This is a genomic window from Ensifer oleiphilus (assembly GCF_013371465.1).
Taxonomy (GTDB): Bacteria; Pseudomonadota; Alphaproteobacteria; order Rhizobiales; family Rhizobiaceae; genus Ensifer; species Ensifer oleiphilus.
Map to the genome: position 1 here is coordinate 614,614 of NZ_JABWDU010000002.1, position 23,208 is coordinate 637,821.

The window sequence follows — 23,208 nt, forward strand, 5'->3', positions numbered from 1 at the left end:
CACGGTGCAACAAGGCCGGGAATAATTACCGCCCTCCTCGTGTCTCTTCTTCGGATACGCATCCCACGCGCTCCGTTAGAAACAACTTGAGGAAGGAAAGCTCCCATGAGACCGTTACCCCTAGCGATTGCTATTTGCCTTGTCGCCGGCGTCGCCTTTGCGGCCCCTCCGGTCAAGACGGTCGAAACGGCAAAGGGCAATGTGCTCGCCGCCGCCAACGGCATGACGCTTTATACGTTCAAGAACGACAAGAAGGGTGAATCGAACTGCTACGATTCCTGCGCCACCAACTGGCCGCCATTCATGGTCGAAGGCGATGCCAAGGCCGAGGGAGCCTTTACGATCGTCGAGCGCAAGGACGGGGCAAAGCAATGGGCGAAAGACGGCATGCCGCTGTATTTCTGGATCAAGGACAAGAAGATGGGTGACGCGACCGGCGACGGCGTAAAGGGCGTCTGGGATGTCGTCAAGCCGTGACCGCATGAGCGAGGGTGTGGAGGCGAATGCCGCCGCGCCCGACCGCTTCGAGGAGGACGTGCTGGCGCTGATGCCGGCCCTCAGGCGCTATTCGCGCAGCCTCGTGCGCTCGGATCCGGATGGTGAAGACCTGCTGCAGGATTGTGTCGAGAAGGTTCTGGCGCGCCGCGCCCAGTGGCGCGGGGTCAACCTGCGCGCCTGGGCCTTCACCATCATGACCAATCTCAGCCGCAACCGGCACCGGCACACGGCGCTCCACCCGCAGGTCGAACTGGACGAAACGCTCGGCCTGCAGGCAGAAACCCATGAAAGCGACCCGCTCGAACGCTCGCGGCTGGAGCGCGCGCTCAACGGGCTTTCGGCGGAAAGCCGCTCCGTGCTGATGCTCGTGGTGATCGAGGGATACCGATACCAGGATGTGGCCGACATGCTGGCCATTCCGATCGGCACGGTGATGTCGCGCCTGTCGCGGGCGCGTCACCAGCTTGCCGAAGCGATGAAGGACGATAACGTGATCAGCATGCGGAGACCGAAATGACGGAAGATTTGAACACCGTCTCCGAAGACGACCTCAACGCCTATGTCGACGGCTTCCTGAGCGAGGCGGACCGGGCGCGGGTCGAGCAATGGCTCGAGCGCAATCCGGCGCGCGCCGAAGACGTTCGCCAATGGCAGGCCCAGGCGACCGAGCTTCGCGCCATGTTCTCCCCCTATGCCCGCAGCGACGAGCGCGACCGCACGCTTTTGTCAGCCACGAATGCCCGGGCGGCTGCCACTTCGGGCGATCGCTGGACAGAACGCCTTGGCAGCCGTATTGCCGCCGGTCTCCTGCTGTTTGCCGCGGGCGCCCTCACCGGGCTCTATGCCCCGCATATCCTTGCGCCCGAGCGGTCCGAGCACGTTGCCCAGTTGGCGGAAAGCCTGCCGCGCCAGGCGCAATCGGCATTTCTCATCTATGCGAGCGAAGTGCGCCACGCCGTCGAGGTCGGGCCGGACCAGCAGACCCATCTCGCCAACTGGCTCGGCAAGCGGCTCGATCATCCGCTCAACATTCCCGACCTGTCGAGCCTCGGCTTTTCGCTCGTCGGCGGCCGGCTGCTGCCGGTCAACGGCAAGGCGGGCGCGCTGTTCATGTATGAGGACGCAAGCGGACAGCGGCTGACGGTGCTGCTCGGCCGCAATCCCGACAACCGGGAAACGAGCTTCCGCATCGACAGCAGCGGTGGCGTCGAGACCTTCTACTGGATCGACGGCCCGATCGGCTACGCCGTCACCGGCGAAGTGCCGCGCGCGGTTCTGCAGAAGGTCGCCGACGAATGCTACCGCCAGTTCGAGAAGCCGGCTGCTTCTTGAAGTTAAAGCACGTCGCGCAAAATTGCGCAGCGCTTTTGCGCGACATGCGTGAAAACAAGAGCTTAAAGCGCGCAAAGCGAATCTTAAAGATCGACTTTAGGTGCTTCGCCGGCATCCCTCTGCATGGCATATCTGGCGGCGGCGCTGAGGGCACAGCTTCGACGCACGGCGTGTGCGGTCAGCGGCTTGCGCCTTCAGGGACACCGGTAATAAATCCGCCCGTAGGCATCGACAGCCTGCACGCAGCCGGGCGCGTAGACCGTTGCGCCCACGGCAGCTCCCGCTGCCACGGTCCGGCGCGTCGTCCGGCGCGCCACTCCGGCGTAGCTTACCGGCGTCAGCGGACGCCCGACACGGGCCTGGGCTTCGGAGATGAAATAGCCGGTTTCATTGGTGGGAAGGTCGCCCAACAGCATCAGGGCAATACCGGCTGCCACGGCGGCTATTCTTGTGCGGCGGGTCATTGGCTCGCTCCTTCAGGAACTTCATCGATATGGGGCATCGCCTTCGCATCCACCTGCTTGCTGCCGGCCGGCGGAGCGAACGCAAAGTCGTCCTTCGCCCCCGCACTCCAGGAATTGATGACGAGTGTGTACTGCGGCGAAGCGCCAACGGCCTTTGATGTGATGACATATTTGCAAGGGACTGGTTCCGGCCCGGTGCGCACCCACAACTGCCAGTCAGTATCGGCGTTGCGGAAGGCGAGGTGCTCGCACTCCACGCCACCGATCACGCCGGTGCCTATATGCTTGGCATCGATCACACCGGCATTGAGCGCATCATAGACGTTCGACAGGAGCAGGTCGGCTCCAGGCAACGAGTAACCGTCTGCTTCAAGCTTCGAAACAAGATTGTCGATCGTCCCCGGTGCATCGGCCTGCATGAACACCTTGGCGTCCTTCGCGTGGATGGTCATTTTCTTGCCGTCGAAGAACATCTCGATATCGGTGAAACCGCCCGTGCGCGCGGCATGCACCTTGTCCGGCCGGCTGACGGACACCTGACCCGAGCTCGCGAACTGAACCTTCTGCATTTCGGGCGTCACAACCTCGATGTCGGAATTGAAGGTTGCGGTGAAGGCCTGCTGCTTCGCCAGGTAATCCGACATGGATTTCAGAATGGCGCGGGCATCATCCTCCGCATGCGCTGCAGGCACGAACAGTGCCAAGGCGAGTATTCCTGTGGCTAGTCGACTTTCGGCTCTCATGGTTTCCTCCGCCATTGATACGGCCTGAATGGACTCGATCGCTGGGACTTTGCAGAGATGTCTTGAGCAGTGTGCCGGTCGGGAGCGATGTCAGGACGGCCGGCGTCTGATCGCGCAATTCAAGGGGATGCGAGCAGCCTGCAACCTCATCCCCGCGATTGATCATCGTTGACAAAACCGCGTTCGCCAACATCTTTTCCGTGCCATCGTTCAAGCGCCGGATTGCATTGGTTTCTTTTTTCCATCGGCACGGGCGACTGGCCGCATTATCAGGGCTGCGCAGTCGCACTTGACGTTGCAACCATCGATGACGCGCTACCGGCTTCGAGCCCTCGGCAACCCATCTGGCTGCAACAACGACCCGGGACGATGAACGAGCCCGCCGATCAGCCCTCGCCTGCTGGCCGCGCTGACAGGGACACGTACCACCTGTGACCGCCTGCCTGGATCGGACGCTAGCGCGCCGGCACGGGCACCCCGGCCCTTACCGCAGCGGATCGTTCTCGATGAGGATCGGATGCCCGTGCGGCGTCGCTTCCGCCGCGCGTTGCCAGCGCTCTGTCAGATGCTCCAACTCGCCACCGGATACGATCGAAAGCTCGGTGACGAGCCGCGACAGCGCCGCCACCCAGCAATCGAAATAGTCGCTGGCATCCGCCTTGCGGCCGGGCTTGTAGAGCTCAGCCGAAAGCGCCTCGGCCCACTCCGGCCACGAGAACACGCCCTTTTCATGCAGTCGCACGGTCATGGCGAAGGCAGAGGCCTGCCAGGGTTCGGCAAAAACAGGATCGCCCTCCGGCGATTTCGGCAGCTCTGCGGAAGCAACCAGTGGGGACGCAACCTTACACGTGTTCAAGATAGCTCTCCCAGGCATCGATCGAGACCGTCAGCGTCGGGTCGGCGCCCTCGCCCCAGATCTCGCCCCCGTCGAACACCACGGTATAGAGCCACTGCGCGCTCTCGCCGCGACCATGGGCATTGTCGTCGGGAAAGACGAAGGACCCCTGCACCGCCTCGATCGTGCCGACCTTGGCGCGCGCATAACGCGGCAGCCGCGTATGGGTTGTCGGATTGAAATTCTTCGTGCGCACCCGTTCGCCGACGACGAAGCGCGGATGCACGTCGACCGGACGGTCGCAGGGGCCGCCCTTGGCAAGGACGCCTGGCACCATGTCGGCCTTCAGCACCCGCTTGGGCGCAGCACCTTTTTCGAGCATATGGCCGCCATCGAGTTCGGCCTGGGTGACGAAACCGTGCCGCTTCAGCAGCGTTTCCAGCGCCCGCGTCCAGATCTCGTAATAGCTCGCCGACAAATAGGTCGCCGGCGGCAGATTTTCGCGCGCATGCCGGCTCTCGTCGATCGTCCAGGCGCCGAATGCGCCGCAGGAAAGCGTCACGCCAAGCGCCCGCTTTTCCCATTCGGCGTGAAAATAGGGTTCGTTCGGCTCGGGCGCGACCGGACCCATGCCATGCTGCCCGCCCAGATCGTGCGGGCCGTTCATCGCAGCGCCTCGACGGAAAGCGCAAGCCCGGTGCCGATCATCGCGTCACGGGTCACGAGGTCGGCAAGCTGTTCCTCGCCAAGGCCGTCGGTCCCCGCAGGCCGCTCCGGCACCACGAGATAGCGAAGCTCCGCCGTCGAATCCCAGACGCGGATGCGGGTTTCGTCGGAAAGCGTCAACCCGAATTCCGCAAGCACGCCACGCGGGTCGATGACCGCGCGCGAGCGATAGGGCGGCGCCTTGTACCAGACCGGCGGCAGGCCGAGCACCGACCAGGGGTAACAGGAGCAGAGCGTGCAGACGACGAGATTGTGGGTGTCGGCCGTGTTGAAGACGGCGCGCATATGCTCGCCCTGCCGTCCCGTGTAGCCGAGGCTGGCGATGGCCGCCGTCGCGTCGCGCTTCAGCAAGTCGGCGAATTCAGGATCGACCCAGGCCTTGGCAACGACACGGGCACCGTTGCGCGGGCCGATCTTGGTCTCGTAGGTCTCGACGATGGCATCGATCGCCGCCGGATCGATCAGCCCTTTTTCCGTCAGCACCGTTTCCAGCGCTTTCACGCGCGCTTCCATATCGGTGAAATGGTTGTCGTGGTGGTGGTCGTGATCATGGTGATCGTGACCATGATGGTGTTTGGACATTGCCTGGCTCCTCGCAGCACGGCGCCCCGCGGCCACGCCGATGGCGCCGCTGCCTCCCTGAGGCAATAGTCGTAGCGAATAAACGCCGATTTCGAAATCGATTTTACCTGCGGCCGTGGGCCAGAATTGTCACCGTAACAAGTCCGGTTCGACATGGTTCTGCCACGTCTGCCAACCCGCCCCGTTTGACCACGCGCAATCATCAGGAAAGCGACGAAGGCATGATTGCAAATCGTTTCCGGAAGAAGTCCAAGGTTGCGCTAGCTCTTCGCAAGCGGGGTGATCAGACGCCTCAACGCCTCGGGCGGAAGGCAAAGGCGCCTGCTCGCCGCCTTGTCCGCTCTCGACCAGTCCTGGTGATAGGTTTTCGCCCTGCCGCGCCGGTCGTTGCACCCGGCAATCGCAAGCTTGTCCCGGTATCTGCAGCAGCTTTTGCTGCTGCGTGACGCCGGCTCGATCCAGGGCGCCAAGTCGTCCAGCCGACTTTCATTGCGCGATAATCTTTGCCCGCCATCTTTGGCCAGCAACTCTGTAGTGTAGCGCCATGAACGTTCTGATTCTCGGCGCCACCGGCTTCATCGGCTCGGCCCTCCTCGATCGACTGGCAAGCGACGGACATGCGGTGACCGGGCTTGGCCGCAATGTCGCCCGCGCCCAGCAGCAGCGGCCGGACACGTTATGGCTTACAGCCGACCTCGCCGAAATGCGCGACGCCGGCGACTGGCGGCCTCTGGTCGAGAGCCATGACGTGATCGTCAACTGCGCCGGCGCGCTGCAGGATGGCTTGGCGGACGATGTCGCTGCGACGCAGGAAACGGCAATGCTGGCACTCTATGCGGCGGCAAAGTCCTCCTCGATCCGCATCGTCCAGATCTCCGCGCCGCGCGGCGGCACCGGCGGCGACAGCGCTTTCCTCGCCACCAAGTTTCGCGCCGACGACGCGCTTGCCGCAAGCGGCGTGGCACATGTCATCCTGCGTCCGACACTCGTGCTCGGCCGCAACGCCCATGGCGGCTCGGCCCTCATCAGGGCGCTTGCCGCCCTGCCCTTCGCCATTCCGCTCGTCCACGCGCAAAGCCGCGTCGAAACGGTTGCCCTGGGCGATGTTGCCGAGGCCGTCAGCGCCGCCGTCGCCAATCTCATGCCCGATCGAAGCGACCTCGTGCTCGGTCACCCGGAGCGCCCCACCCTTGCCGAACTTGTCGCGCTGCACCGCCAATGGCTTGGCCTGCCGCCTGCCCGGGTCATCTCGCTGCCGGCCCCGGTTGCTGCGCCTGTCGGGCTCCTTGCCGATCTCGCCGGGCGGTTCGGCTGGCGTTCGCCGCTGCGCTCGACTGCGCTCTCGGTGATGGCGGGCGGCGTCTCTGCCGGGGATGGCGCTCATGCCCCGGTGCCGTTTCTGTCCGCCCGCCAAAGCCTTTCGATAGTGCCATCCGGCGTGCAGGATCTCTGGTTCGCCCGGCTTTATTTCCTCAAGCCGCTGATGATCGTCGGGCTTTCGGCATTCTGGCTGCTGTCGGGGCTGATCCCGCTACTCGATCTCGATGCCGCCCGGCAGCACTTCCTGCGCTTCATGGGCGAAGGACCGGCGACAGCGGTGACGCTCCTTACCTGCCTTGCCGATATCGTGCTCGGCATCGCCGTGCTGGTTCGCCCTTACGCCAAACGAGCGCTCGTCGGCATGCTTGCGCTGACCTCCGCCTATCTCGTCTCGGCCACCTTTGCCGAGCCCGAACTCTGGGCCGACCCACTGGGGCCGCTCGTCAAGGTTCTGCCGTCGATCCTGCTGACGCTCGCGACCCTTGCCATTCTGGATGAACGCTGATGCTGCCGGACGAACTTCTGCGCCTTGCCCATGTCATCGGTGCTGCCGTGCTCTTGGGCACCGGTGCGGGCATTGCTTTTTTCATGGTGATGGCGCGGCGCACGCGCGATGCGCGGCTGATCGCCCATGTGGCGGGAACGGTGGTGATTGCCGATACGATCTTCACCGCCACCGCCGTGGCCTTCCAGCCGATCACCGGCTATCTGCTGGCGACAGGCATCGGCTGGTCGCTCGGTGAAGGCTGGATCGCGCTGTCGCTGATCCTCTATGTGCTCACCGGCCTATTCTGGCTTCCAGTGGTGTGGATCCAGATCCGGTTGCGCAATCTCGCGCGGCTGGCCGTGGCAGAGAGCACTCCGCTGCCGGCGGCCTTCGATCGCCTCTATGCCATCTGGTTTGCCTGCGGCTTCCCGGCCTTCTTTGCCGTGATCGGCATTTTTTGGCTGATGCTGGCAAAGCCGCAGTTCCAGCTATTTTAGCATCGGCCACAGGCTGACGACGAGCAGCACCGCCATGGTGATGTTGAACCATTTGAGCCGGGACGGTTCAGACAGCCACTGCCGGAGCGCCGAGCCGAAGCCCGCCCAGGTGGAGACGCTCGGCACGTTGACCAGCGCAAAGACGAGGCCGACGACCAGCACGCTCATGAAATAGTTCGCGCCGCCGGTATAGGTGGCCATCGCCGAAACGGCCATGACCCAGGCCTTGGGATTGACCCACTGGAAGGCCGCAGCGGCCAGGAAGCTCATCGGCGCGGCACCGGCCTTGCCTTCGCCAAGGGAGCGCGAGGTGCCGATCTTCCAGGCGATCCAGACGAGGTAGGCGCCGCCGGCGAATTTCAGGACCGTGTAGAGCAGTGGCACCGAATGTAGAAGCGCACCAAGACCGAGGCCGACGGCGATGAGCAGCGAGAAGAAGCCGGCGCCGATGCCCAGCATATGCGGAATGGTGCGCACGAAGCCGAAGTTCACGCCCGAGGCAAACAGCATCATGTTGTTCGGACCCGGCGTGATCGACGTCGTGAATGCGAACAGAAACAGCGCCAGAAGCGTATCGGCCTGCATGATCTTCCTCCCGTTGAATTAGGTCAACATAGCTGACCTAATTTCGGCGCAAAGCCGGATAGTTGTCACGGTGACAAGATCGAGCGATGGCTTATGCGATGCAAGCCTGATTGCGGCCGGAAATTGCAATGGCAGCGCTGTTCGCTATAACCATTCCGCCCGCTTGATTTTGGAGGAGATGCAGCATGGACCGGTTCACGGGCGGTTGCCAGTGCGGCAACGTGCGGATCGTGGCGTCGGGTAGCCCTTATCGCGTGGGCCTTTGCCACTGCCTCGACTGCCGCAAGCATCACGGCGCCCTTTTTCACGCTTCGGCGATCTTTCCCGAAGACGCCGTGACGATCGACGGCGAAACGCGCGACTACGCCGGGCGGTTTTTCTGTCCCCGCTGTGGCTCGCCCGTTTTCTCGCGCACGGCAGACGAGATCGAAGTGAACCTCGGATCCCTGGATGCGCCGGACCAACTGACGCCGACCTATGAACTCTGGACAATCCGGCGCGAATCCTGGCTACCGCCGTTCCCGCTCATGAGGCGATACGAGCGCGATCGTGACGACACGAGCCGCTTTGAGACTGAGGCGTAGGCGGGCAGCCGGCTAGATCCAGGCGATCCGACAATGAAGTATATAACGATGCGAGGTGCTACAGCGCTGCGCGCCCGGTCAGGCGCGCAGCGCTGTAGCGCCAGGTGGGATCAGCCCCACTTCATCTCGCCCTTGGCCACCTTGGCGCCAAGCTCGAGCGAGGAAACGTCGGTGAAATCCGGGTAGAGCTTGGTCATGACAGCGATCAGCTCGGCGCTGTCCGTGGCCTTTGCTTCCGCCGCGTTGAAGGCGATGAGATAATCGCGGGTAAACAGGATCGCCTCGATGCCCTCAGGCCCGCCTGAGCCCTTGTGCGCCGGCACGACGATATCAGGCTTGCGCGCCGCCATGGCGTTAAGCGCCTCGATCCATTTCTGTCGGCCCTCAGTCGTCGGTTCGTCGGCAACCCAGACATGCGCGCCGGAATAGACGAGCACGCCGCCGAAGATGGCATTGAGCGTGGGCACATGCAGGTAGCGGCGATCCTTCAGGCCTTCGATGGTGACGATGTCGATCGCGTTGCCTTCGAGCGTCAACGAAGAAAGCTCCGACGCCTCGGGGATAACGACATCGGCAAGCACCTTCGGCCCGTTGTCGCCGAGCTGCGGGCTCCAGGTATCGAGCTTGGTCTGGACATTGGCGTTGATCGCCGCAACCGTTGCCGGCGCGGCCAGAACCTTGGCGTCCGGAAACGCCTCGACGACGGGACGCAGACTGAAATAGAAGTCCGGATCGCTGCAGCTGACATAGATCGTCGTCAGCCTTTTGCCCGTCGCCTTGATGGCGTCTGCAACCGCCTTGCCGTCCGAGAGCGTGAAGCCGCCATCGATCAGGATTGCCTCCTTCTCGCCGGTCAGAAGCACCGGCGTACGGCTGAAGCCGGCTTCGTTCGCCTGAAAATATGTCCAGTCGAGCTTCGATGCGGCATGCGCCAAACGGCTGCCGACCGGCTGCAGCAGGGCAACGGCGCCAGCGGCAACGGCCGTCTTCAGTGCGGCGCGCCGCGTCATCAGGATTTGCATGGGGTCTCCTTCTCAAGTGCCAATGGTCGATTGCGCGACAATGCCCACCGAAACCCTCTTGAAAAACCCCGCCAGCTTGAACAGATTGTCTGATTATTTCAGACAATCGCGAGGAAAACCGATTGACCGTCAACCTGAACCGGCTTTCCCATTTCGTTGCCGTCGTCGAAGCCGGGTCGTTTACCGCCGCTGCGGAAAAGCTCGGCCTCGCCAAGGCCGCCGTCAGCCACCAGGTGGCGCAACTCGAAAGAGAGCTCGGCACCACGCTTCTGATCCGCACGACGCGTCGGCTGCGGCCGACCGATAGCGGCCTCAGGTTCTACGAGCGCTGCGTGCTGATCCTGCGCGATGCCGACGAGGCGGTCGGCGCCGTCTCCGAGGAAGCGGAGGTTCCAAGCGGCACGCTGACGCTGACGGCGCCACTCGACTATGGCATGCGCGTCGTCGTCGATGCTGTCGCCCTTTATGTCGCGCGCTACCCGGCCATGCAGGTGAACCTGTCGTTCAACGACATCGTCTTCGACATGATCGAGAAACGCCTGGATATCGCCATCCGCGCCGGCTGGCTGGTGGATTCCAGCGAGCGGGCGCGGCGCATCGGCACCTTCGAGCAATATCTCGTGGCATCCCCTGCATACGCCGCCCGCCTCGGCACGGTGGAGCATCCGCAGGCACTGGCACTGGCAAGCTGGATCGCCAATGGTGCGCTGAAGGCACCGCTCCATTGGACCTTCTCCCACGCCAGCGGCGAACAGGCGCCGGTCGCCGGCAGCGGCGTCGTTGCCGTCGACAGCACGGATGCCGCCTATTGCTGCGCCCTTGCCGGCATCGGGCTTGCCGTGCTGCCGGATTATCAGGTTCGTAGCGATCTGACGGAAGGTCGTCTCGTCCGTGTCCTTGCCGACTGGTCGCTGCCGTCGGGCGGCATTCATGTGGTCTACCCGCCGTCGCATTATCGCCCCGCCCGCGTGCGCGCCTTCGTCGATATCCTGCAGAGGCTGGAAAAGGAACGTGGCCGGTCGGCTGCGTGAGCCCGATGCGTTGCCGGCAAATGACATCTCGAAAGACCGCGCGATTGCGCTAGATTGCCATGCGAGAAGCGCCGGCCCCGGCCTGACCCGTCGCGGCCGCCAACGAGGAAACCGCATGCACGATCCGATCCCCACCACCACTCTTATCGACGGCAGCAGCGTTCCGGTTCTCGGCCAGGGCACCTGGCGCATGGGCGACGAGCGCTCGCGCGCTGCAGATGAAGTGAAGAGCCTGCAGGCCGGCCTCGACCTCGGCTTGACGCTGATCGACACCGCCGAAATGTACGGCAACGGCGCCTCCGAGCGCATCGTCGGCCAGGCGGTCAAGGGAAGGTGCGATGACGCCTTCATCGTCAGCAAGGTGCTACCGTCGAACGCCAGCCGTGATGGAACCGAAGCCGCCTGCGAGCGCAGCCTGAAGCATCTCGGCATCGACCATATCGATCTCTATCTCTTGCACTGGCGCGGCGGCTATCCGCTTGCCGAGACCGTGGCCGCCTTCGAAGCCCTGAAGAAAGCCGGCAAGATCGGCGCCTGGGGCGTGTCCAATTTCGATGTCGACGACATGGAGGAGTTGCTTGCAGTTCCGGGCGGCAACAACGTCGCGGCCAACCAGGTGCTCTACAACCTCTCTCGCCGCGGCATCGAATACGATCTGTTGCCCTGGTGCCAGAGCCACGGCGTCGCCGTCATGGCCTATTCGCCACTCGACGAGGGTCGATTGCTGCGCAATCCCGATCTCGTCCATATCGCCAAGGCGCACCAGGCAACCCCGGCACAGATCGCCCTCGCCTTCCTCAAGACGCGGCCCGGCGTGATCTCGATCCCCAAGACCGGCTCGCCGACACGCGCCCGCGAAAACCGCGACGCAATGGACATTCACCTGACCTCTGAAAACCTCGCCGCCCTCGACAGCGCATTCCCGCCACCGAAGCGGAAAAAGTCGCTGGAGATGATCTAACGGCTTTTTGGTCTCACGGCGCGGCCGGGTTGAGGCGCCTCAAGCCGGCGGCGTGTTCGGTGATGGAGGGCAGCTTGATCCGGGTGGCCAGTCCCACGCGTGAAAGCGGCCATCTTGGGCTGCCGTTGCCAACCGCAGAACGGCCGTTAACGGCCAGACCAGTATTCTTCGTGCAGTTTCGCGGCTTCCGCCGCAAGCATCGGGCCGACGACTTCCGTCGGGCGCTGACCGGCGGCGAACACGATGTGGCAGGGGAGATCGAGCGTCGGATTTTCCTCGCTCTCGCCGATCTGCTCTTTCATCTCTTTCTCGGACTGGCCAAACACGACGCGCCCTATGCCTGCCCAATAGATCGCGCCCGAGCACATGGCGCATGGTTCCGCGGATGTGTACATCGTGCATTCGGCAAGGAAACCCAGATCATAGGCTTTTCCGGCGCGCGTGGCCAAAAGCCGCTCCGCGTGGGCCGTGCGGTCTCCCCCTTCCGAACTGTAGCCGTTGCCCTGTTCCAGCAAGACATTGCCATCACGGTCGGCGAGAATGGAACCGAATGGGTGATCCCCACCTTCGCGCGAACGCCGCGCCACATCGAAGGCCCTGCGCAAGAGTGACTCATCATAGGGCCGCTTGGTGCTTGGCATTTTGTGCGCTCCTGAGAATTATCGAGAGTTCCTTCAGCATCCATGTTTGCCGGCAACGGAGCGGGCAATTTGTGTTCGCGGCCGAGTGGAATGTTGCCAGCAGCGCAGCGCCCGGCTGTCTGACATTTACCCGGTCAACAGGCGTCAAAAATGAATCTTGACCCCTTTTGACGTTCACAGCAAGACCGTCCGATGGTGCAAGCCCGTCAGGGAAACATCCGGGAATTGGTGGCAGTTACCACCTAATTGCGCGAACTCGAGGTTGCGCCCCTCTCCCCGCCTGCGGGGAAAGGGTTAGGGTGAGGGGCAGCCTCCCCATCAGGCACGGGGCACGCGCCAACAGCGCGCGCCCCTTCAACCAGCAATCACATGCCTTGCGGGCCGCGGTTCATCGCGGCGATACCGGTGCGGCAGACTTCGATGAGGCCGAGCGGCTTCATGATGGCGATGAACTGTTCGATCTTGGCTGGCTTGCCGGTGATCTCGAACACGAAGTGATCGATGTTGGCGTCGATGACCGAGGCGCGGAAGGCGTCGGCGAGCCGCAGGGCCTCGACGCGCTGATCCCCCGAGCCGTGCACCTTGACCAGCGCCAGTTCGCGCTCGACCGGACGGTCATGACCGAGCGTGGCGGCGCGCACGGTCAGATCGACGACGCGGTGGACCGGAACCAGCCTTTCCAGCTGGTTCTTGATCTGGTCGAGCACGTGCGGCGTGCCGCGCGTGACGATGGTGATGCGCGAGAGATGCGCCGCATGTTCCGTTTCCGAAACGGTGAGGCTCTCGATGTTGTAGCCGCGGCCGGAGAACAGGCCGATGACCCGGGCAAGAACGCCCGGCTCATTGTCGACGAGAACCGAAAGCGTGTGCGTTTCGGCGACTTCGGTTTCCTTGGCGATGAAATAGGCGGAACCGGTCGGTTGAAGGTGTGCGCTCATTTTGTTGTTTCCTGTCCCTATCTCAAACCAGCTGGCGGCCCTTGGCGTCGATCGCGTTGGCGACCGCTTCGTCCGTGGCCTCATCCGGCAACAGCATCTCGTTGTGCGCCTTGCCCGATGGGATCATCGGGAAGCAGTTGGCGAGATTGGCAACGCGGCAATCGAAGATAACAGGCGCTGGCGTGTCGATCATCTTGCGGATCGCAGCATCGAGTTCGCTCGGCTTGTCGCAGCGGATGCCGACGCCACCATAGGCTTCGGCCAGCTTGACGAAGTCGGGCATCGCCTCGGTGTAGGAGTGCGACAGGCGGTTGCCATGAAGCAGCTGCTGCCACTGGCGCACCATGCCCATGTACTGGTTGTTGAGGATGAAGATCTTGACCGGCAGGCCGTACTGGACGGCGCAGGACATTTCCTGGATGCACATCTGGATCGAGGCGTCGCCGGCGATATCGACGACGAGGCTGTTCGGATGCGCGACCTGGACGCCGATGGCGGCCGGGAAGCCGTAGCCCATGGTGCCGAGACCGCCCGAGGTCATCCAGCGGTTCGGCTGTTCGAAGCCGAAGAACTGGGCGGCCCACATCTGGTGCTGGCCAACTTCCGTGGTGATGTAGGTGTCGCGGCCCTTGCTCAGCTCGTAGAGGCGCTGGATCGCGTACTGCGGCATGATCACGTCGTCGTTGGCCGCATAGGCCAGCGAGTTGCGCGCGCGCCACTTGACGATGCCTTCCCACCAGTCTGCGAGCCGCGCCTTGTCGTCGGCCTTCTTGGCCGCGCGCCACAGGCGAACCATGTCTTCCAGAACCGAGCCGACATCGCCGAGGATCGGTACGTCGACGCGCACGTTCTTGTTGATCGACGACGGATCGATGTCGATGTGGATCTTCTTGGAATTGGGTGAAAACGCGTTGAGGCGGCCAGTGATGCGGTCGTCGAAGCGTGCACCGATGCAGACCATGACGTCGCAGTCATGCATCGCCATGTTGGCTTCGTATGTGCCGTGCATGCCCAGCATGCCGAGCCAGTTCTTTCCCGAAGCCGGATAGGCGCCGAGCCCCATCAGCGTCGAGGTGATCGGGAAGTCGGTGAGCTCGACCAGTTCGCGCAAGAGCGTCGAGGCCTGCGGGCCGGAATTGACGACGCCGCCACCGGAATAGATGATCGGACGGCGGGCCGTCTTCATCAGCTCGACGGCTTCTTCGATCTTCTTCAGGTCGCCCTGCGTCTTCGGCTGGTAGCTCTTCTGCGCCGGAACGGCCGACGGCGGCGTGTAGGTGCCGGTCGCAAACTGCACGTCCTTTGGGATGTCGACGACGACAGGGCCCGGACGGCCGGATTGGGCGATGCGGAAGGCCTCATGGATGATGCGGGCGAGATCGTTGACGTCGCGAACCAGCCAGTTGTGCTTGGTGCACGGCCGGGTGATGCCGATCGTGTCGCATTCCTGGAAGGCGTCGGAGCCGATCAGCGAGGTCGGAACCTGGCCAGAGATGCAGACGAGCGGGATGGAATCCATCAGCGCATCCTGCAGCGGCGTGACGGCATTGGTCGCACCCGGACCGGAGGTGACCAGCATGACGCCGACCTTGCCGGTCGAGCGGGCATAGCCTTCGGCCATGTGGCCGGCGCCCTGCTCATGGCGAACGAGGATGTGCTGGATATCCTCCTGCTGGTGGATTTCGTCGTAGATCGGAAGCACGGCGCCACCGGGATAGCCGAAGATATGCTCGACGCCATTGTCCTTCAGAGCCTGGAGAACGATCTCCGCGCCTGTCATCTGGTTCTCTGTACCGCTCATTGACTTGCTTCCGTCCCTTTTCCCAGTTGGGTGCTTAGCTTGTTTGAAGGCATAAAAAAAGGCCCCGTCAGGAGCCTCGTTTAGCGCATGGGTGGCTACCGCCGGATGGTTACACCATCCTGCCCATGCGCCGTCCCACCACAAGAATAATCGCAAAATTTATCATGGGACGATTTGATAAACACAAAGCGCTAAAGCGTCAACGCTTTTTCCAGGAGATATCCGATCGCCCTGTCGCGGGCCGGCACGGCAGCGGCCAACAACGATGACGCGGCCTCGCACCGCGACCATCAATCAAATCCATTTACCATATTGTTCCACTTAAATTTAAGGGGCCTGAGGAAAGATGCCCCTGCTGCATGATGCAGTTCTAAAAAACAAGGCAATGATATGCTTGATCTTTCCGTCCTCTCGCCGCTGGTCATCAGCGCGGCCGCAATCTACCTGTTCTTCCGCTGGGTCGTCTTCGACATGAACTCCCACGAATAGAGCGGTTGCGACAGAGCCGGCCCGGGCCATTTGTGGTCAATACACCTTTGATCGCCGCCGAAGCTTCTGCCGACGTCATGCGTTGACCGCTTAATCGCGCGCGCTCACTGCGCAGGTGCAGGCGCCAGCACGGCTTTTGGGAATGGCCTGAAGGTCAAGGCGATCAGGAAGGCGCCGATGCCGATGCCCCAGGCACCGATGTAGAGCCAGGCGTAGCTGGCGAAGGCGTCGTAGATCAGCCCACCGGCCAAGGGACCGGTCGCCATCCCGAGGCTCCCTGCCATGGCCGTGCCGCCGATCACCGTGCCCATCATCCGCTGCGGAAAATTCTCGCGCGCCAGCACCGCATAAAGCGGCATGATACCCGCATAGATGAAGCCGAACAGGGCCGCCACCGCATAGAACGCTCCCAGCCCGCTGGCGAAGACATAGGCAAGCGCGCCGAATGCCTGGATCAGCAGTCCCGATACCAGGATGCGCTTGGCTCCGAACCGGTCGCCGAGCAAGCCGAAGGCGACGCGGCCACCCATGCCCGCGAGCCCTTCGACGCTATAGATTGACACGGCGGCTATCATCGGGATGCCGCAGGTGACTGCGTAACTCACCGTATGGAAGATCGGACCCGAATGGGTGGCGCAGCAAAAGAAGTTCGTCAACAGAAGCACAATGAACTGCGGCGACCGGACGGCCTGGCCGACCGACATTGACGATTGCGGTCCGCTATCCCTGGCTGAAGCGATGTTTTCATGGTCTTGAACCGGCGGGCGGCGCACCAGCAGCGTCGTCGGTATCATCACGACGGCAACGATGACCGCGATGATCTGCAGTGCCGTTCGCCAGTCGTAGAGGGAGACGAGCCATGCTGCCAGCGGCGACATGGTCATCGGCGCCATGCCCATGCCGGCAGAAACCAGCGATACCGCCAGGCTGCGATGGGTATCGAACCAGCCAGTGACGCAGGCCATCATCGGCGCGAAGACCGCAGCCGTCGCTGCGCCGACGAGGAGGCCGAAGACGATCTGAAACTCGATGAGCGATGTCGCCCGGCTCGCCAGAAACAGACTTCCGGCAAGAATGACCGATCCGATCAGCACGATCAGCCGTGCTCCCAACCGATCCGACAGGCTGCCCCAGGCGATGCTTGCCACCGCCATGGAAACAAATCCAACCGTCATTGCGCTGGAGACGCCGGTGACCGACCAGCCGGTATCCTGAGAGATCGGCCGAAGAAACACTGGTAGAGAGAACATTGCGCCGATGGCGATACAGCCCAAAAGGCCGCCCGCCGCGACGATCACCCAGCGATATCGGGAATCACGCATGTGGTATCTCCTCGTACCTCGCCTCGACTGCTGTTGTTGGTGGCCCGGCTTGCGCCCGCCGCGCGCGGCACCTCCGCGCAAGGCGCTCACGTCGCCCCTCGGCACAAGGACGTTTCCGCGCCCGGACATCCGACTCGTCGCCTCACTTATTTTGCCCGAAGGAATTTCGGCAGGAAAGCCGGCGTGCGGCTCCGGGAGAGTGAACCCCGACAGCGCCACACGCCTGCTGCGCCCGGTCAGGCAGGGAGGCGCTGGTCGTAGTCCTTCATCAGCCGGCTCCAGCCGTCCCAGAAGGACATAGGCTCGGCGCCTGTCGCGCGGGCAGCCAGGATATCGAGATGCATGTGCCAGCCGGCACCGAACATCAGCATGGTGGCGCGGTCGGCAATGCTGCGATGGGTAACTGTCAGCAGCACCTTGTTGCCCACCGGCTCCAACTCGAAGGAAACGTCGCCGCTGCCCGTCCAGCTGATCGAGAGTTTTCGCGGCGGATCGAGTTCGGTGATCCGGCTTGCCATCCGGTGCTCGTCGGGAAAGCCGTCCGGGCGCTCGCCGGGCGGGTTTGTCAGTTCGTCGTTGCGCCAGACAAGCTCGACCGGCGCGCCGACCTTCATCTCCATCTCACCCGAAGCCAGCCACTGCCTGCGCAGGTCGCTGTCGGTCAGATAGGCCCAGACCCGCTCGATCGGGCCCGGCAAGAGCCGCGTCATCTTCAAGGTGTCGGGTTCGCTCAGCACGCCATAGGCGTCGAGGGTCGCAAGATCATTCATCTGCCGTCTCCTTCTTGGGTTTGTCGTGCTTCGGTTTTTCTGGCTTGGGTCCACCGGGCCTGAATAGATCGGGCCGGTGTCCGTCGGGTGAGGTTCGATTGAACGGGTGTTGACCTCTCCACGGCCGGTAAGGCCATGGCCTTCTGCCGATGGAGGCCCGCGCTGGCGCAGCACCGTCTCGAGCCTGTCGAGACGGGCGATCCAGAAGCGTTCTTGGGCATTCGGCTGGTGGTCAGGGTGAAAGACGAACAGCATCTCCGGCACCTATAATTCAACCATTTGGTTGAATGTACGCGCGATCGACCAGATAGTCAACCAATTGGTTGAATTACAGTTGCGACAGGACGCATGGATCCCCGAGCGGTTGGCTGCGCGGCAGGCGATCCCCTCCTCTTCAGCATCGGTTTTCTCACCGTTGCCAACAGGTTGGCCCCCTGGCCATCGATCGGCTTGTCGCTCCGAGGTCCCCGCGCAATGAACCAGGATCTTCGTTCAACGCTGCGGAGCGGTGAGCCATGCACGCGATAGGAGGATGGAAAAGATGGCATGCAGCGCGACGACCGGCCACAGGAGGACACCGGTCAGCTCACCGGCGACGGCGAGATAGGCAAGATACAGCGTCACGCCCACATTATAGGTGAGCATGCCGACCAGGGGCGAATGCCGCCAGCAGGCAAGCCCCAATGCGATCAGGGCGATCCCGGCCACGCGAGCGGCCGCCGCCCCTGCGCCGACGAGAGGCTCACCGAACAACAGCTCCCCCACAAACGACGGACCGATGAGCAGCGCCATCCCCGTGGCCGCCTCGCAGACGGCGGCCACCATCAGAACCGTTTTCGTCGAACTCACCGGCATCGACCCTTCCTACAACCACGTGCATCACCGCGGCACGAACGACCTTGCGCATTCATGGTCGGTTACTCGTTCAATCTGAACGTCAGCCTGTCGATCTTGCCCGTGAACCTGAAAGGTGGATCGTAGCGATACTCGATCATGGCGACGCCGGAGCGCGTATCCAGCCCGACGTCGAAAGCTTCGTCTTCCGGAAACGTAATCGGCGTGGTGTGATCCATCGAATTCCTGGCCACTTCCTTGCCGTCCACTGTCAGGATACCCATGCCACCTTGTCCCAACGCTGGCCCGTCCGACTTGAAGTCGAATACAATGGTGTGCTTTCCAACACCCAGTGCCGGCCCTTCCCATGTGGTCCTTTTGAGATCGAGCAGATTATAGAGGAAGACGACCTTTCCGCCGCCGATACCGAGCTCTCCCTTGCTCAGGAACAGTCCGTAACCGCCGAACCGCCCACCTTCGGTGACGATCATGCCTTCCGCCCCACCTTCGGGTATCTCGACTTCGGCCGTGATTGTGTAGGACTTGTCCAGTATTCTCGGCGCGGCATTGGCTGGCACGCCGCTGAGTTCGCCCGAATAGGTGAATTCCGTTCGTCCCGCCGTCAGGCTCGGACGGGGCGCGTTCCAGCGGGCGAGCGTGGAGTTATCCAGCGGCAGCACGTCATGCTTTGCGGCCTCCGAATAAAACAGCGTCTGCATTTCCTTGAGCTTGTCCGGCATCTTGGCGGCAAGGTCGTCGAACTGGGTGGGGTCGTCCTTGACGTTGTAGAGCTCCCATTCGTATCCGGAGATCACATCGGGAGGCGTCTTGGAGCTGAGCTCCCACGGCAGGGTCGCTGGCGTCGTCGCCGCCACCCAGCCCTCGTGATAGATGGCGCGATTGCCGAGCATCTCGAAATATTGCGTCTTGCGCGTGGATGGCGCCTCGGCATTGGCCTTGTCCCACGTATACACCATGCTCACGCCGTCGAAGGGGCGTTGCTGGACGCCGTTGATCGTATCTGGCGCCTTGATACCGGTTGCCTCAAGGATCGTCGGCACGATGTCGATGAAATGGTGGAACTGACGGCGGATACCTCCCGCGTCAGCAATGTGTCCCGGCCACGACATCGCCATGCCCTGGGCCGTGCCGCCGAAGTGCGACGGCACCTGCTTCATCCACTTGAACGGCGTGCCCAACGCCCACGCCCAACCGGCGGAAAAATGCGGGAACGTGCGGTCCGAGCCCCAGAATTCGTACCAGAGATACTGGTCCTTCACCGGCACTGGGACCCCGTTGAATGTCGTGAATTCGTTCGGCGTGCCGTTGAGCGTGCCTTCCGCGCTCGCACCGTTGTCGCCGCTGATGTAGATGATCAGCGTGTTGTCTTGTTCGCCCAGATCGTCGACCGCCTGGATGACCCTGCCGATCTCGTTGTCGGTATAGGCGAGATAGGCTCCATAAACGTCCGCTTGCTTTATGAAGAGCTTCTTCTGTTCGATATTGAGCGTATCCCATTCCGGCAGTTGCTTCGGCCAAGGTGTCAGCTTGGCATTCTCGGGCATGATGCCCAGCCGCTTCTGGTTGGCAAAGATGGTCTCGCGAAGCTTGTTCCAGCCCTCGTCGAAGAGGTGCATGTCGCTGATCTTCTTGATCCATTCCGGCGTGGGGTGATGCGGCGCGTGGGTGCCGCCGGGCACGTAATAGACGAAGAACGGCTTGTCCGGCGCGATCTCCTTCAGCTGCTTCATGTACTGTATGGCATCGTCGGCCATTGCCGTGGTCAGGTTCCACTCGGGCTTGCCTTCAAACGGGTAGATGGCCGTGGTGTTGCGAAACAGGTTCGGTTGCCACTGGCTCGCGTCGCCGCCGACGAAGCCGTAGAAATAGTCGAAGCCCATCCCGCTCGGCCACTGGTCGAACGGGCCCGCCTGGCTCGACTGGTAGAAGGGTGTGTTGTGGTTCTTGCCGAACCATGAGGTTGCGTAGCCATGGTCCCTGAGAACGGTGCCGATGGTGCCGTTCTCCTTGCGGATGATCGAGTCGTAGCCTGGGTACCCCGTCGCCATCTCACCAACGACACCGAAGCCGGCGACGTGATGATTGCGGCCGGTAATCAGTGCCGCGCGTGACGGTGAGCACAGCGATGTGGAGTGAAAATTGGTGAAACGCAGACCCTCGTTGGCGATGCGATCAAGCGCAGGCGTCGGGACGACGCCACCAAAGGTGCCGGGCGCACCAAACCCAACATCGTCCGTCATGATGAGCAGCACGTTTGGAGCACCCTGCGGCGGTACGATGCGCGGGGCCCACCAGGGCTGCGACTCCGTGGCCTTTTGCTTGATCACGCCGCCGAAGCTCGGATCCGATTGGGGAAGCTGTTTGCCGTCAATCGTGGTTGTGGCCGTCGGAGAACCGAGGACGCCTTTGACCTCCTGCGCAAAACAGGAGATGCAACTCATGGCGAGAAAACCTGCGCCCAAAAGCATGCTGTCACGAATTTTCATGATGGAAACCTCCCGTGGCATGCAGATTTTTTAATTCAATACATTAGAGTACGCGCATAAATTGATCCCAGCAATGCACCAGATCGGTCCTGCGTCGCTCGCAGCCACCGTCGAAACCAGTTGTTAAATCCCAAGCGCTAACATGAAGGACCGTTGTGCCGGGGTTTTGCGTTGCTGAACAATGATCTTCATTCCTCGATACGTGCCGGAGAGCAGGATCGCCGCGACGGTTTGAAGCCCGGCAATCGCTTCCTCGGCCGCGTCGTTGCGTGCAGCGGTTCGCGCGCAACCATCGCCGCCGTCGCCGAACAGGGCGAAACGTCGCTGACGGAACTCTGGTCGGTCGGCCGGCTGATTTCGATCACGGTCGGCAGGAACCGCGTCGTCGCGCTCGTCTACTCCATGCAGACCGTCGGCACCGAATGGGGCGAAGACGCCAACAACACGTTCCGCATCGAAGTGGAGTTGATGGGCGAAGTTCATCCGGGGCCAAGCGGCCGCGAGGAGTTTTCCGCCGGCATCAGCGTCTATCCCTATCTCGGGGCCGTCGCCCACCGCATCCGCGCCGCAGATCTCGCCCGCATCTACGATTCCGGCCAGGATGATTGCTGCATCATCGGCAAGCTGACGCAGGACGAAAGCCTCGACGCGACGATCCACGTGCCGTCGATGCTGGCAAAACATTTCGCCATCGTCGGCACGACCGGCGTCGGCAAGTCGACCGCCGTGACGCTGCTTCTCAACAAGGCGATATCAGCCGATCCGAAGCTGCGCGTCTTGATCCTCGATCCGCACAACGAGTTCGCCGCCGCCTTCCCGGAGCTTTCCGTCGTCATCGACCCCGAAACACTCGACCTGCCCTTCTGGTTCTTCCGGCTGGAAGAGTTCGCCGAGGTTATCTTCCGTGGCCGGCCGGCGGTGCCCGAAGAGCTCGATATCCTGCGCGACGTCATCCCGGACGCGAAGAAGGCCTTCAAGGGCAGTGCCGAATCCGGCCTGATGCGGCGCCAGACGGAAAAGAGCTCTGTCACCGCCGATACCCCCGTGCCCTATCGCATCGCCGATCTGCTGGCGCTGATCGAGGAGCGCATCGGCCGGCTTGAAGGGCGAAACGACAAGCCACACCTGCGCTCGCTCAAAGTCCGCATTGTCTCGGCGATCAACGACCCGCGCTACCATTTCATGTTCTCGTCGAACACGATCTCCGACACGATCCAGGATACGATCGCCAAGGTCTTCCGCATTCCCGGCGATGGCCGGCCGATCGCCACCTTCCAGCTTGCCGGTATTCCCTCCGAAGTCGTCAACTCCGTCGCCTCCGTTCTCTGCCGCATGGCGTTCGAAATCGGTCTTTGGAGCAATGGCGGCATCCACATGCTGGTCGTGTGCGAAGAGGCCCATCGCTACGTGCCCGCCGATCCCTCGCTCGGTTTCCTGCCGACGCGCCAGGCGATTGCCCGCATCGCCAAGGAAGGCCGCAAATACGGGGTGTCGCTCGGCATCATCACCCAGCGCCCGGGCGAACTCGACCCGACGATCCTGTCGCAGTGCTCGACGGTCTTTGCCATGCGGCTTGCCAACGACCGCGACCAGGACATCATCCGCTCGGCCATTCCCAACTCGTCGATCTCGACCACCAGCTTCATCTCCTCGATCGGCAACGGTGAAGCCATCGCCTTCGGCGAGGCAGTTGCGGTGCCCATGCGCATGCGCTTTGATCGCGTCAAGGAAGAGCGGCTGCCGCGCGCCCACGGGATCACCGACCGGATTGACGAAGATCAACCGCCGACGGTCGACATTCGTTCTATCGTCAACCGCATGCGGGCGATCACCGGCCCGAACATCTCCAGTTTCCAGCAGAGCTATCTGGCGGCCACCGACCCCGGTGAACAGGAAGAGCGGCTCTGGGCCGCCGAACTCGGACCGGAGGCCCATGACGAGCCGGAGGAGACCGGCTTCAAGGAAACACCGGACGAAATCGAGCCCTACCGCCCCGATATGCTGCCGCGCGCGCCGGAACCCGGCAATCCGCAGCTCGAGCGTTTCAACCAGATTCGCCAGCAGCTTCTGACGGAACCTCCCGAGACGACGGCCGGTTATCGCCCGCTGTCACCGGCCGATCCCCACGCCGCCCGTCCGGCGGTGGAGCCGCGCCGCGAAGGCTCGCTGCGCGACAGCCTTCTCAGGCGCCCGCTCGGTAGCATCATCCGCAAGCCCTGATACCAGGCGCGCCTCGGCA

Annotated in this window: 23 protein-coding genes; 9 read left to right on the forward strand and 14 right to left on the reverse strand. The window is 62.8% G+C overall.

The features are described 5' to 3' along the window. Window positions 1-105: 105 nt before the first annotated feature. The 3 genes from HT585_RS09740 to HT585_RS09750 are packed head-to-tail and all read left to right on the forward strand — an operon-like array spanning window position 106 to window position 1,830. On the forward strand, window positions 106-477 hold the full coding sequence (locus HT585_RS09740) for a COG4315 family predicted lipoprotein (protein ID WP_176352712.1): 372 nt from the start codon (window positions 106-108) through the stop codon (window positions 475-477). Next, window positions 461-1,015 (forward strand): RNA polymerase sigma factor, encoded by a 555-nt coding sequence (locus HT585_RS09745; protein WP_176352713.1) that lies wholly within the window; start codon window positions 461-463, stop codon window positions 1,013-1,015. The genes HT585_RS09740 and HT585_RS09745 overlap by 17 nt, the downstream gene beginning before the upstream one ends. Beyond that, the gene (locus tag HT585_RS09750; protein ID WP_176352714.1) at window positions 1,012-1,830 is read left to right on the forward strand and encodes an anti-sigma factor family protein; all 819 of its coding nucleotides are present in this window, start codon (window positions 1,012-1,014) and stop codon (window positions 1,828-1,830) included. Before HT585_RS09745 ends, HT585_RS09750 begins: the two co-directional genes overlap by 4 nt. Before the next feature lie 194 nt (window positions 1,831-2,024). Here the strand turns inward: HT585_RS09750 and HT585_RS09755 are convergent, their stop codons facing one another. The 5 genes from HT585_RS09755 to nthA form a co-directional block, all read right to left on the reverse strand. After that, a complete protein-coding gene (locus HT585_RS09755; RefSeq protein WP_176352715.1) occupies window positions 2,025-2,294 on the reverse strand; it encodes a hypothetical protein in 270 nt (89 codons plus the stop codon). Then, the gene (locus HT585_RS09760; protein WP_246707616.1) at window positions 2,291-2,998 is read right to left on the reverse strand and encodes a DUF2092 domain-containing protein; all 708 of its coding nucleotides are present in this window, start codon (window positions 2,996-2,998) and stop codon (window positions 2,291-2,293) included. The genes HT585_RS09755 and HT585_RS09760 overlap by 4 nt, the downstream gene beginning before the upstream one ends. A 523-nt stretch (window positions 2,999-3,521) precedes the next feature. Then, window positions 3,522-3,893, reverse strand: coding sequence for a nitrile hydratase accessory protein (locus tag HT585_RS09765; RefSeq protein ID WP_425513728.1), 372 nt, complete (start codon window positions 3,891-3,893; stop codon window positions 3,522-3,524). After that, complete coding sequence (nthB, locus tag HT585_RS09770; RefSeq protein ID WP_176352718.1) at window positions 3,880-4,539, reverse strand: nitrile hydratase subunit beta; 660 nt, start codon at window positions 4,537-4,539, stop codon at window positions 3,880-3,882. Before nthB ends, HT585_RS09765 begins: the two co-directional genes overlap by 14 nt. Then, complete coding sequence (gene nthA, locus HT585_RS09775; protein ID WP_176352719.1) at window positions 4,536-5,180, reverse strand: nitrile hydratase subunit alpha; 645 nt, start codon at window positions 5,178-5,180, stop codon at window positions 4,536-4,538. The genes nthB and nthA overlap by 4 nt, the downstream gene beginning before the upstream one ends. A 544-nt stretch (window positions 5,181-5,724) precedes the next feature. Here nthA and HT585_RS09780 point away from each other — a divergent pair. Continuing rightward, window positions 5,725-7,005 carry an SDR family oxidoreductase gene (locus tag HT585_RS09780; RefSeq protein ID WP_176352720.1) on the forward strand — a complete coding sequence of 427 codons (1,281 nt, stop codon included), beginning with the start codon at window positions 5,725-5,727 and terminating at the stop codon, window positions 7,003-7,005. Then, window positions 7,005-7,484 (forward strand): DUF2269 family protein, encoded by a 480-nt coding sequence (locus HT585_RS09785; protein WP_425513729.1) that lies wholly within the window; start codon window positions 7,005-7,007, stop codon window positions 7,482-7,484. The genes HT585_RS09780 and HT585_RS09785 overlap by 1 nt, the downstream gene beginning before the upstream one ends. On the opposite strand, the gene HT585_RS09790 is transcribed toward HT585_RS09785, so the two are convergent. Beyond that, the gene (locus tag HT585_RS09790) at window positions 7,476-8,069 is read right to left on the reverse strand and encodes a LysE family translocator (RefSeq protein WP_176352721.1); all 594 of its coding nucleotides are present in this window, start codon (window positions 8,067-8,069) and stop codon (window positions 7,476-7,478) included. The genes HT585_RS09785 and HT585_RS09790 overlap by 9 nt on opposite strands. A 185-nt stretch (window positions 8,070-8,254) precedes the next feature. Here HT585_RS09790 and HT585_RS09795 point away from each other — a divergent pair, with 185 nt between their 5' ends. Further along, window positions 8,255-8,653 (forward strand): GFA family protein, encoded by a 399-nt coding sequence (locus tag HT585_RS09795; protein WP_176352722.1) that lies wholly within the window; start codon window positions 8,255-8,257, stop codon window positions 8,651-8,653. Window positions 8,654-8,763: 110 nt separating this feature from the next. On the opposite strand, the gene HT585_RS09800 is transcribed toward HT585_RS09795, so the two are convergent. Continuing rightward, window positions 8,764-9,666 carry an MBL fold metallo-hydrolase gene (locus HT585_RS09800; RefSeq protein WP_176353259.1) on the reverse strand — a complete coding sequence of 301 codons (903 nt, stop codon included), beginning with the start codon at window positions 9,664-9,666 and terminating at the stop codon, window positions 8,764-8,766. A 131-nt stretch (window positions 9,667-9,797) separates the two neighbouring features. On the opposite strand from HT585_RS09800, the gene HT585_RS09805 reads away from it, so the two are divergent. Beyond that, window positions 9,798-10,706: a LysR family transcriptional regulator gene (locus HT585_RS09805; protein WP_176352723.1), complete on the forward strand. Its 909-nt coding sequence runs from the start codon at window positions 9,798-9,800 to the stop codon at window positions 10,704-10,706. A gap of 115 nt (window positions 10,707-10,821) precedes the next feature. Continuing rightward, entirely contained in the window at window positions 10,822-11,667 is an 846-nt protein-coding gene (locus HT585_RS09810; protein ID WP_176352724.1) for an aldo/keto reductase, read from the forward strand. 146 nt (window positions 11,668-11,813) lie between these two features. On the opposite strand, the gene HT585_RS09815 is transcribed toward HT585_RS09810, so the two are convergent. The 7 genes from HT585_RS09815 to HT585_RS09845 all read right to left on the reverse strand — a co-directional run bounded on the left by HT585_RS09815 (window position 11,814) and on the right by HT585_RS09845 (window position 20,969). Continuing rightward, window positions 11,814-12,308 carry a nucleoside deaminase gene (locus tag HT585_RS09815; protein ID WP_176352725.1) on the reverse strand — a complete coding sequence of 165 codons (495 nt, stop codon included), beginning with the start codon at window positions 12,306-12,308 and terminating at the stop codon, window positions 11,814-11,816. A 365-nt stretch (window positions 12,309-12,673) separates the two neighbouring features. After that, on the reverse strand, window positions 12,674-13,246 hold the full coding sequence (ilvN, locus tag HT585_RS09820) for an acetolactate synthase small subunit (protein ID WP_176352726.1): 573 nt from the start codon (window positions 13,244-13,246) through the stop codon (window positions 12,674-12,676). A gap of 22 nt (window positions 13,247-13,268) precedes the next feature. Then, window positions 13,269-15,047: an acetolactate synthase 3 large subunit gene (locus HT585_RS09825; protein ID WP_176352727.1), complete on the reverse strand. Its 1,779-nt coding sequence runs from the start codon at window positions 15,045-15,047 to the stop codon at window positions 13,269-13,271. Between the two features lie 593 nt (window positions 15,048-15,640). Beyond that, entirely contained in the window at window positions 15,641-16,858 is a 1,218-nt protein-coding gene (locus tag HT585_RS09830; RefSeq protein ID WP_176352728.1) for an MFS transporter, read from the reverse strand. A gap of 236 nt (window positions 16,859-17,094) precedes the next feature. Continuing rightward, a complete protein-coding gene (locus HT585_RS09835) occupies window positions 17,095-17,628 on the reverse strand; it encodes an SRPBCC family protein (protein WP_176352729.1) in 534 nt (177 codons plus the stop codon). Window positions 17,629-18,120: 492 nt separating this feature from the next. Continuing rightward, window positions 18,121-18,483: a hypothetical protein gene (locus HT585_RS09840; RefSeq protein WP_246707617.1), complete on the reverse strand. Its 363-nt coding sequence runs from the start codon at window positions 18,481-18,483 to the stop codon at window positions 18,121-18,123. 62 nt (window positions 18,484-18,545) lie between these two features. After that, window positions 18,546-20,969, reverse strand: a complete 2,424-nt coding sequence (locus HT585_RS09845) for an arylsulfatase (protein ID WP_176352730.1) — start codon at window positions 20,967-20,969, stop codon at window positions 18,546-18,548. A gap of 171 nt (window positions 20,970-21,140) precedes the next feature. Here HT585_RS09845 and HT585_RS09850 point away from each other — a divergent pair, with 171 nt between their 5' ends. Beyond that, window positions 21,141-23,189, forward strand: coding sequence for an ATP-binding protein (locus tag HT585_RS09850; protein ID WP_176352731.1), 2,049 nt, complete (start codon window positions 21,141-21,143; stop codon window positions 23,187-23,189). Window positions 23,190-23,208 lie beyond the last annotated feature (19 nt).

Bases quoted from the DNA above. Each gene is read 5' to 3' on its own strand.
- HT585_RS09740 (WP_176352712.1), top strand. From the start codon at position 106: ATGAGACCGTTACCCCTAGCGATTGCTATTTGCCTTGTCGCCGGCGTC.
- HT585_RS09745 (WP_176352713.1), top strand. From the start codon at position 461: ATGTCGTCAAGCCGTGACCGCATGAGCGAGGGTGTGGAGGCGAATGCC.
- HT585_RS09750 (WP_176352714.1), top strand. From the start codon at position 1,012: ATGACGGAAGATTTGAACACCGTCTCCGAAGACGACCTCAACGCCTAT.
- HT585_RS09755 (WP_176352715.1), bottom strand. From the start codon at position 2,294: ATGACCCGCCGCACAAGAATAGCCGCCGTGGCAGCCGGTATTGCCCTG.
- nthB (WP_176352718.1), bottom strand. From the start codon at position 4,539: ATGAACGGCCCGCACGATCTGGGCGGGCAGCATGGCATGGGTCCGGTC.
- nthA (WP_176352719.1), bottom strand. From the start codon at position 5,180: ATGTCCAAACACCATCATGGTCACGATCACCATGATCACGACCACCAC.
- HT585_RS09780 (WP_176352720.1), top strand. From the start codon at position 5,725: ATGAACGTTCTGATTCTCGGCGCCACCGGCTTCATCGGCTCGGCCCTC.
- HT585_RS09785 (WP_425513729.1), top strand. From the start codon at position 7,005: ATGCTGCCGGACGAACTTCTGCGCCTTGCCCATGTCATCGGTGCTGCC.
- HT585_RS09790 (WP_176352721.1), bottom strand. From the start codon at position 8,069: ATGCAGGCCGATACGCTTCTGGCGCTGTTTCTGTTCGCATTCACGACG.
- HT585_RS09795 (WP_176352722.1), top strand. From the start codon at position 8,255: ATGGACCGGTTCACGGGCGGTTGCCAGTGCGGCAACGTGCGGATCGTG.
- HT585_RS09810 (WP_176352724.1), top strand. From the start codon at position 10,822: ATGCACGATCCGATCCCCACCACCACTCTTATCGACGGCAGCAGCGTT.
- HT585_RS09815 (WP_176352725.1), bottom strand. From the start codon at position 12,308: ATGCCAAGCACCAAGCGGCCCTATGATGAGTCACTCTTGCGCAGGGCC.
- ilvN (WP_176352726.1), bottom strand. From the start codon at position 13,246: ATGAGCGCACACCTTCAACCGACCGGTTCCGCCTATTTCATCGCCAAG.
- HT585_RS09825 (WP_176352727.1), bottom strand. From the start codon at position 15,047: ATGAGCGGTACAGAGAACCAGATGACAGGCGCGGAGATCGTTCTCCAG.
- HT585_RS09830 (WP_176352728.1), bottom strand. From the start codon at position 16,858: ATGCGTGATTCCCGATATCGCTGGGTGATCGTCGCGGCGGGCGGCCTT.
- HT585_RS09835 (WP_176352729.1), bottom strand. From the start codon at position 17,628: ATGAATGATCTTGCGACCCTCGACGCCTATGGCGTGCTGAGCGAACCC.
- HT585_RS09840 (WP_246707617.1), bottom strand. From the start codon at position 18,483: ATGCCGGTGAGTTCGACGAAAACGGTTCTGATGGTGGCCGCCGTCTGC.
- HT585_RS09845 (WP_176352730.1), bottom strand. From the start codon at position 20,969: ATGAAAATTCGTGACAGCATGCTTTTGGGCGCAGGTTTTCTCGCCATG.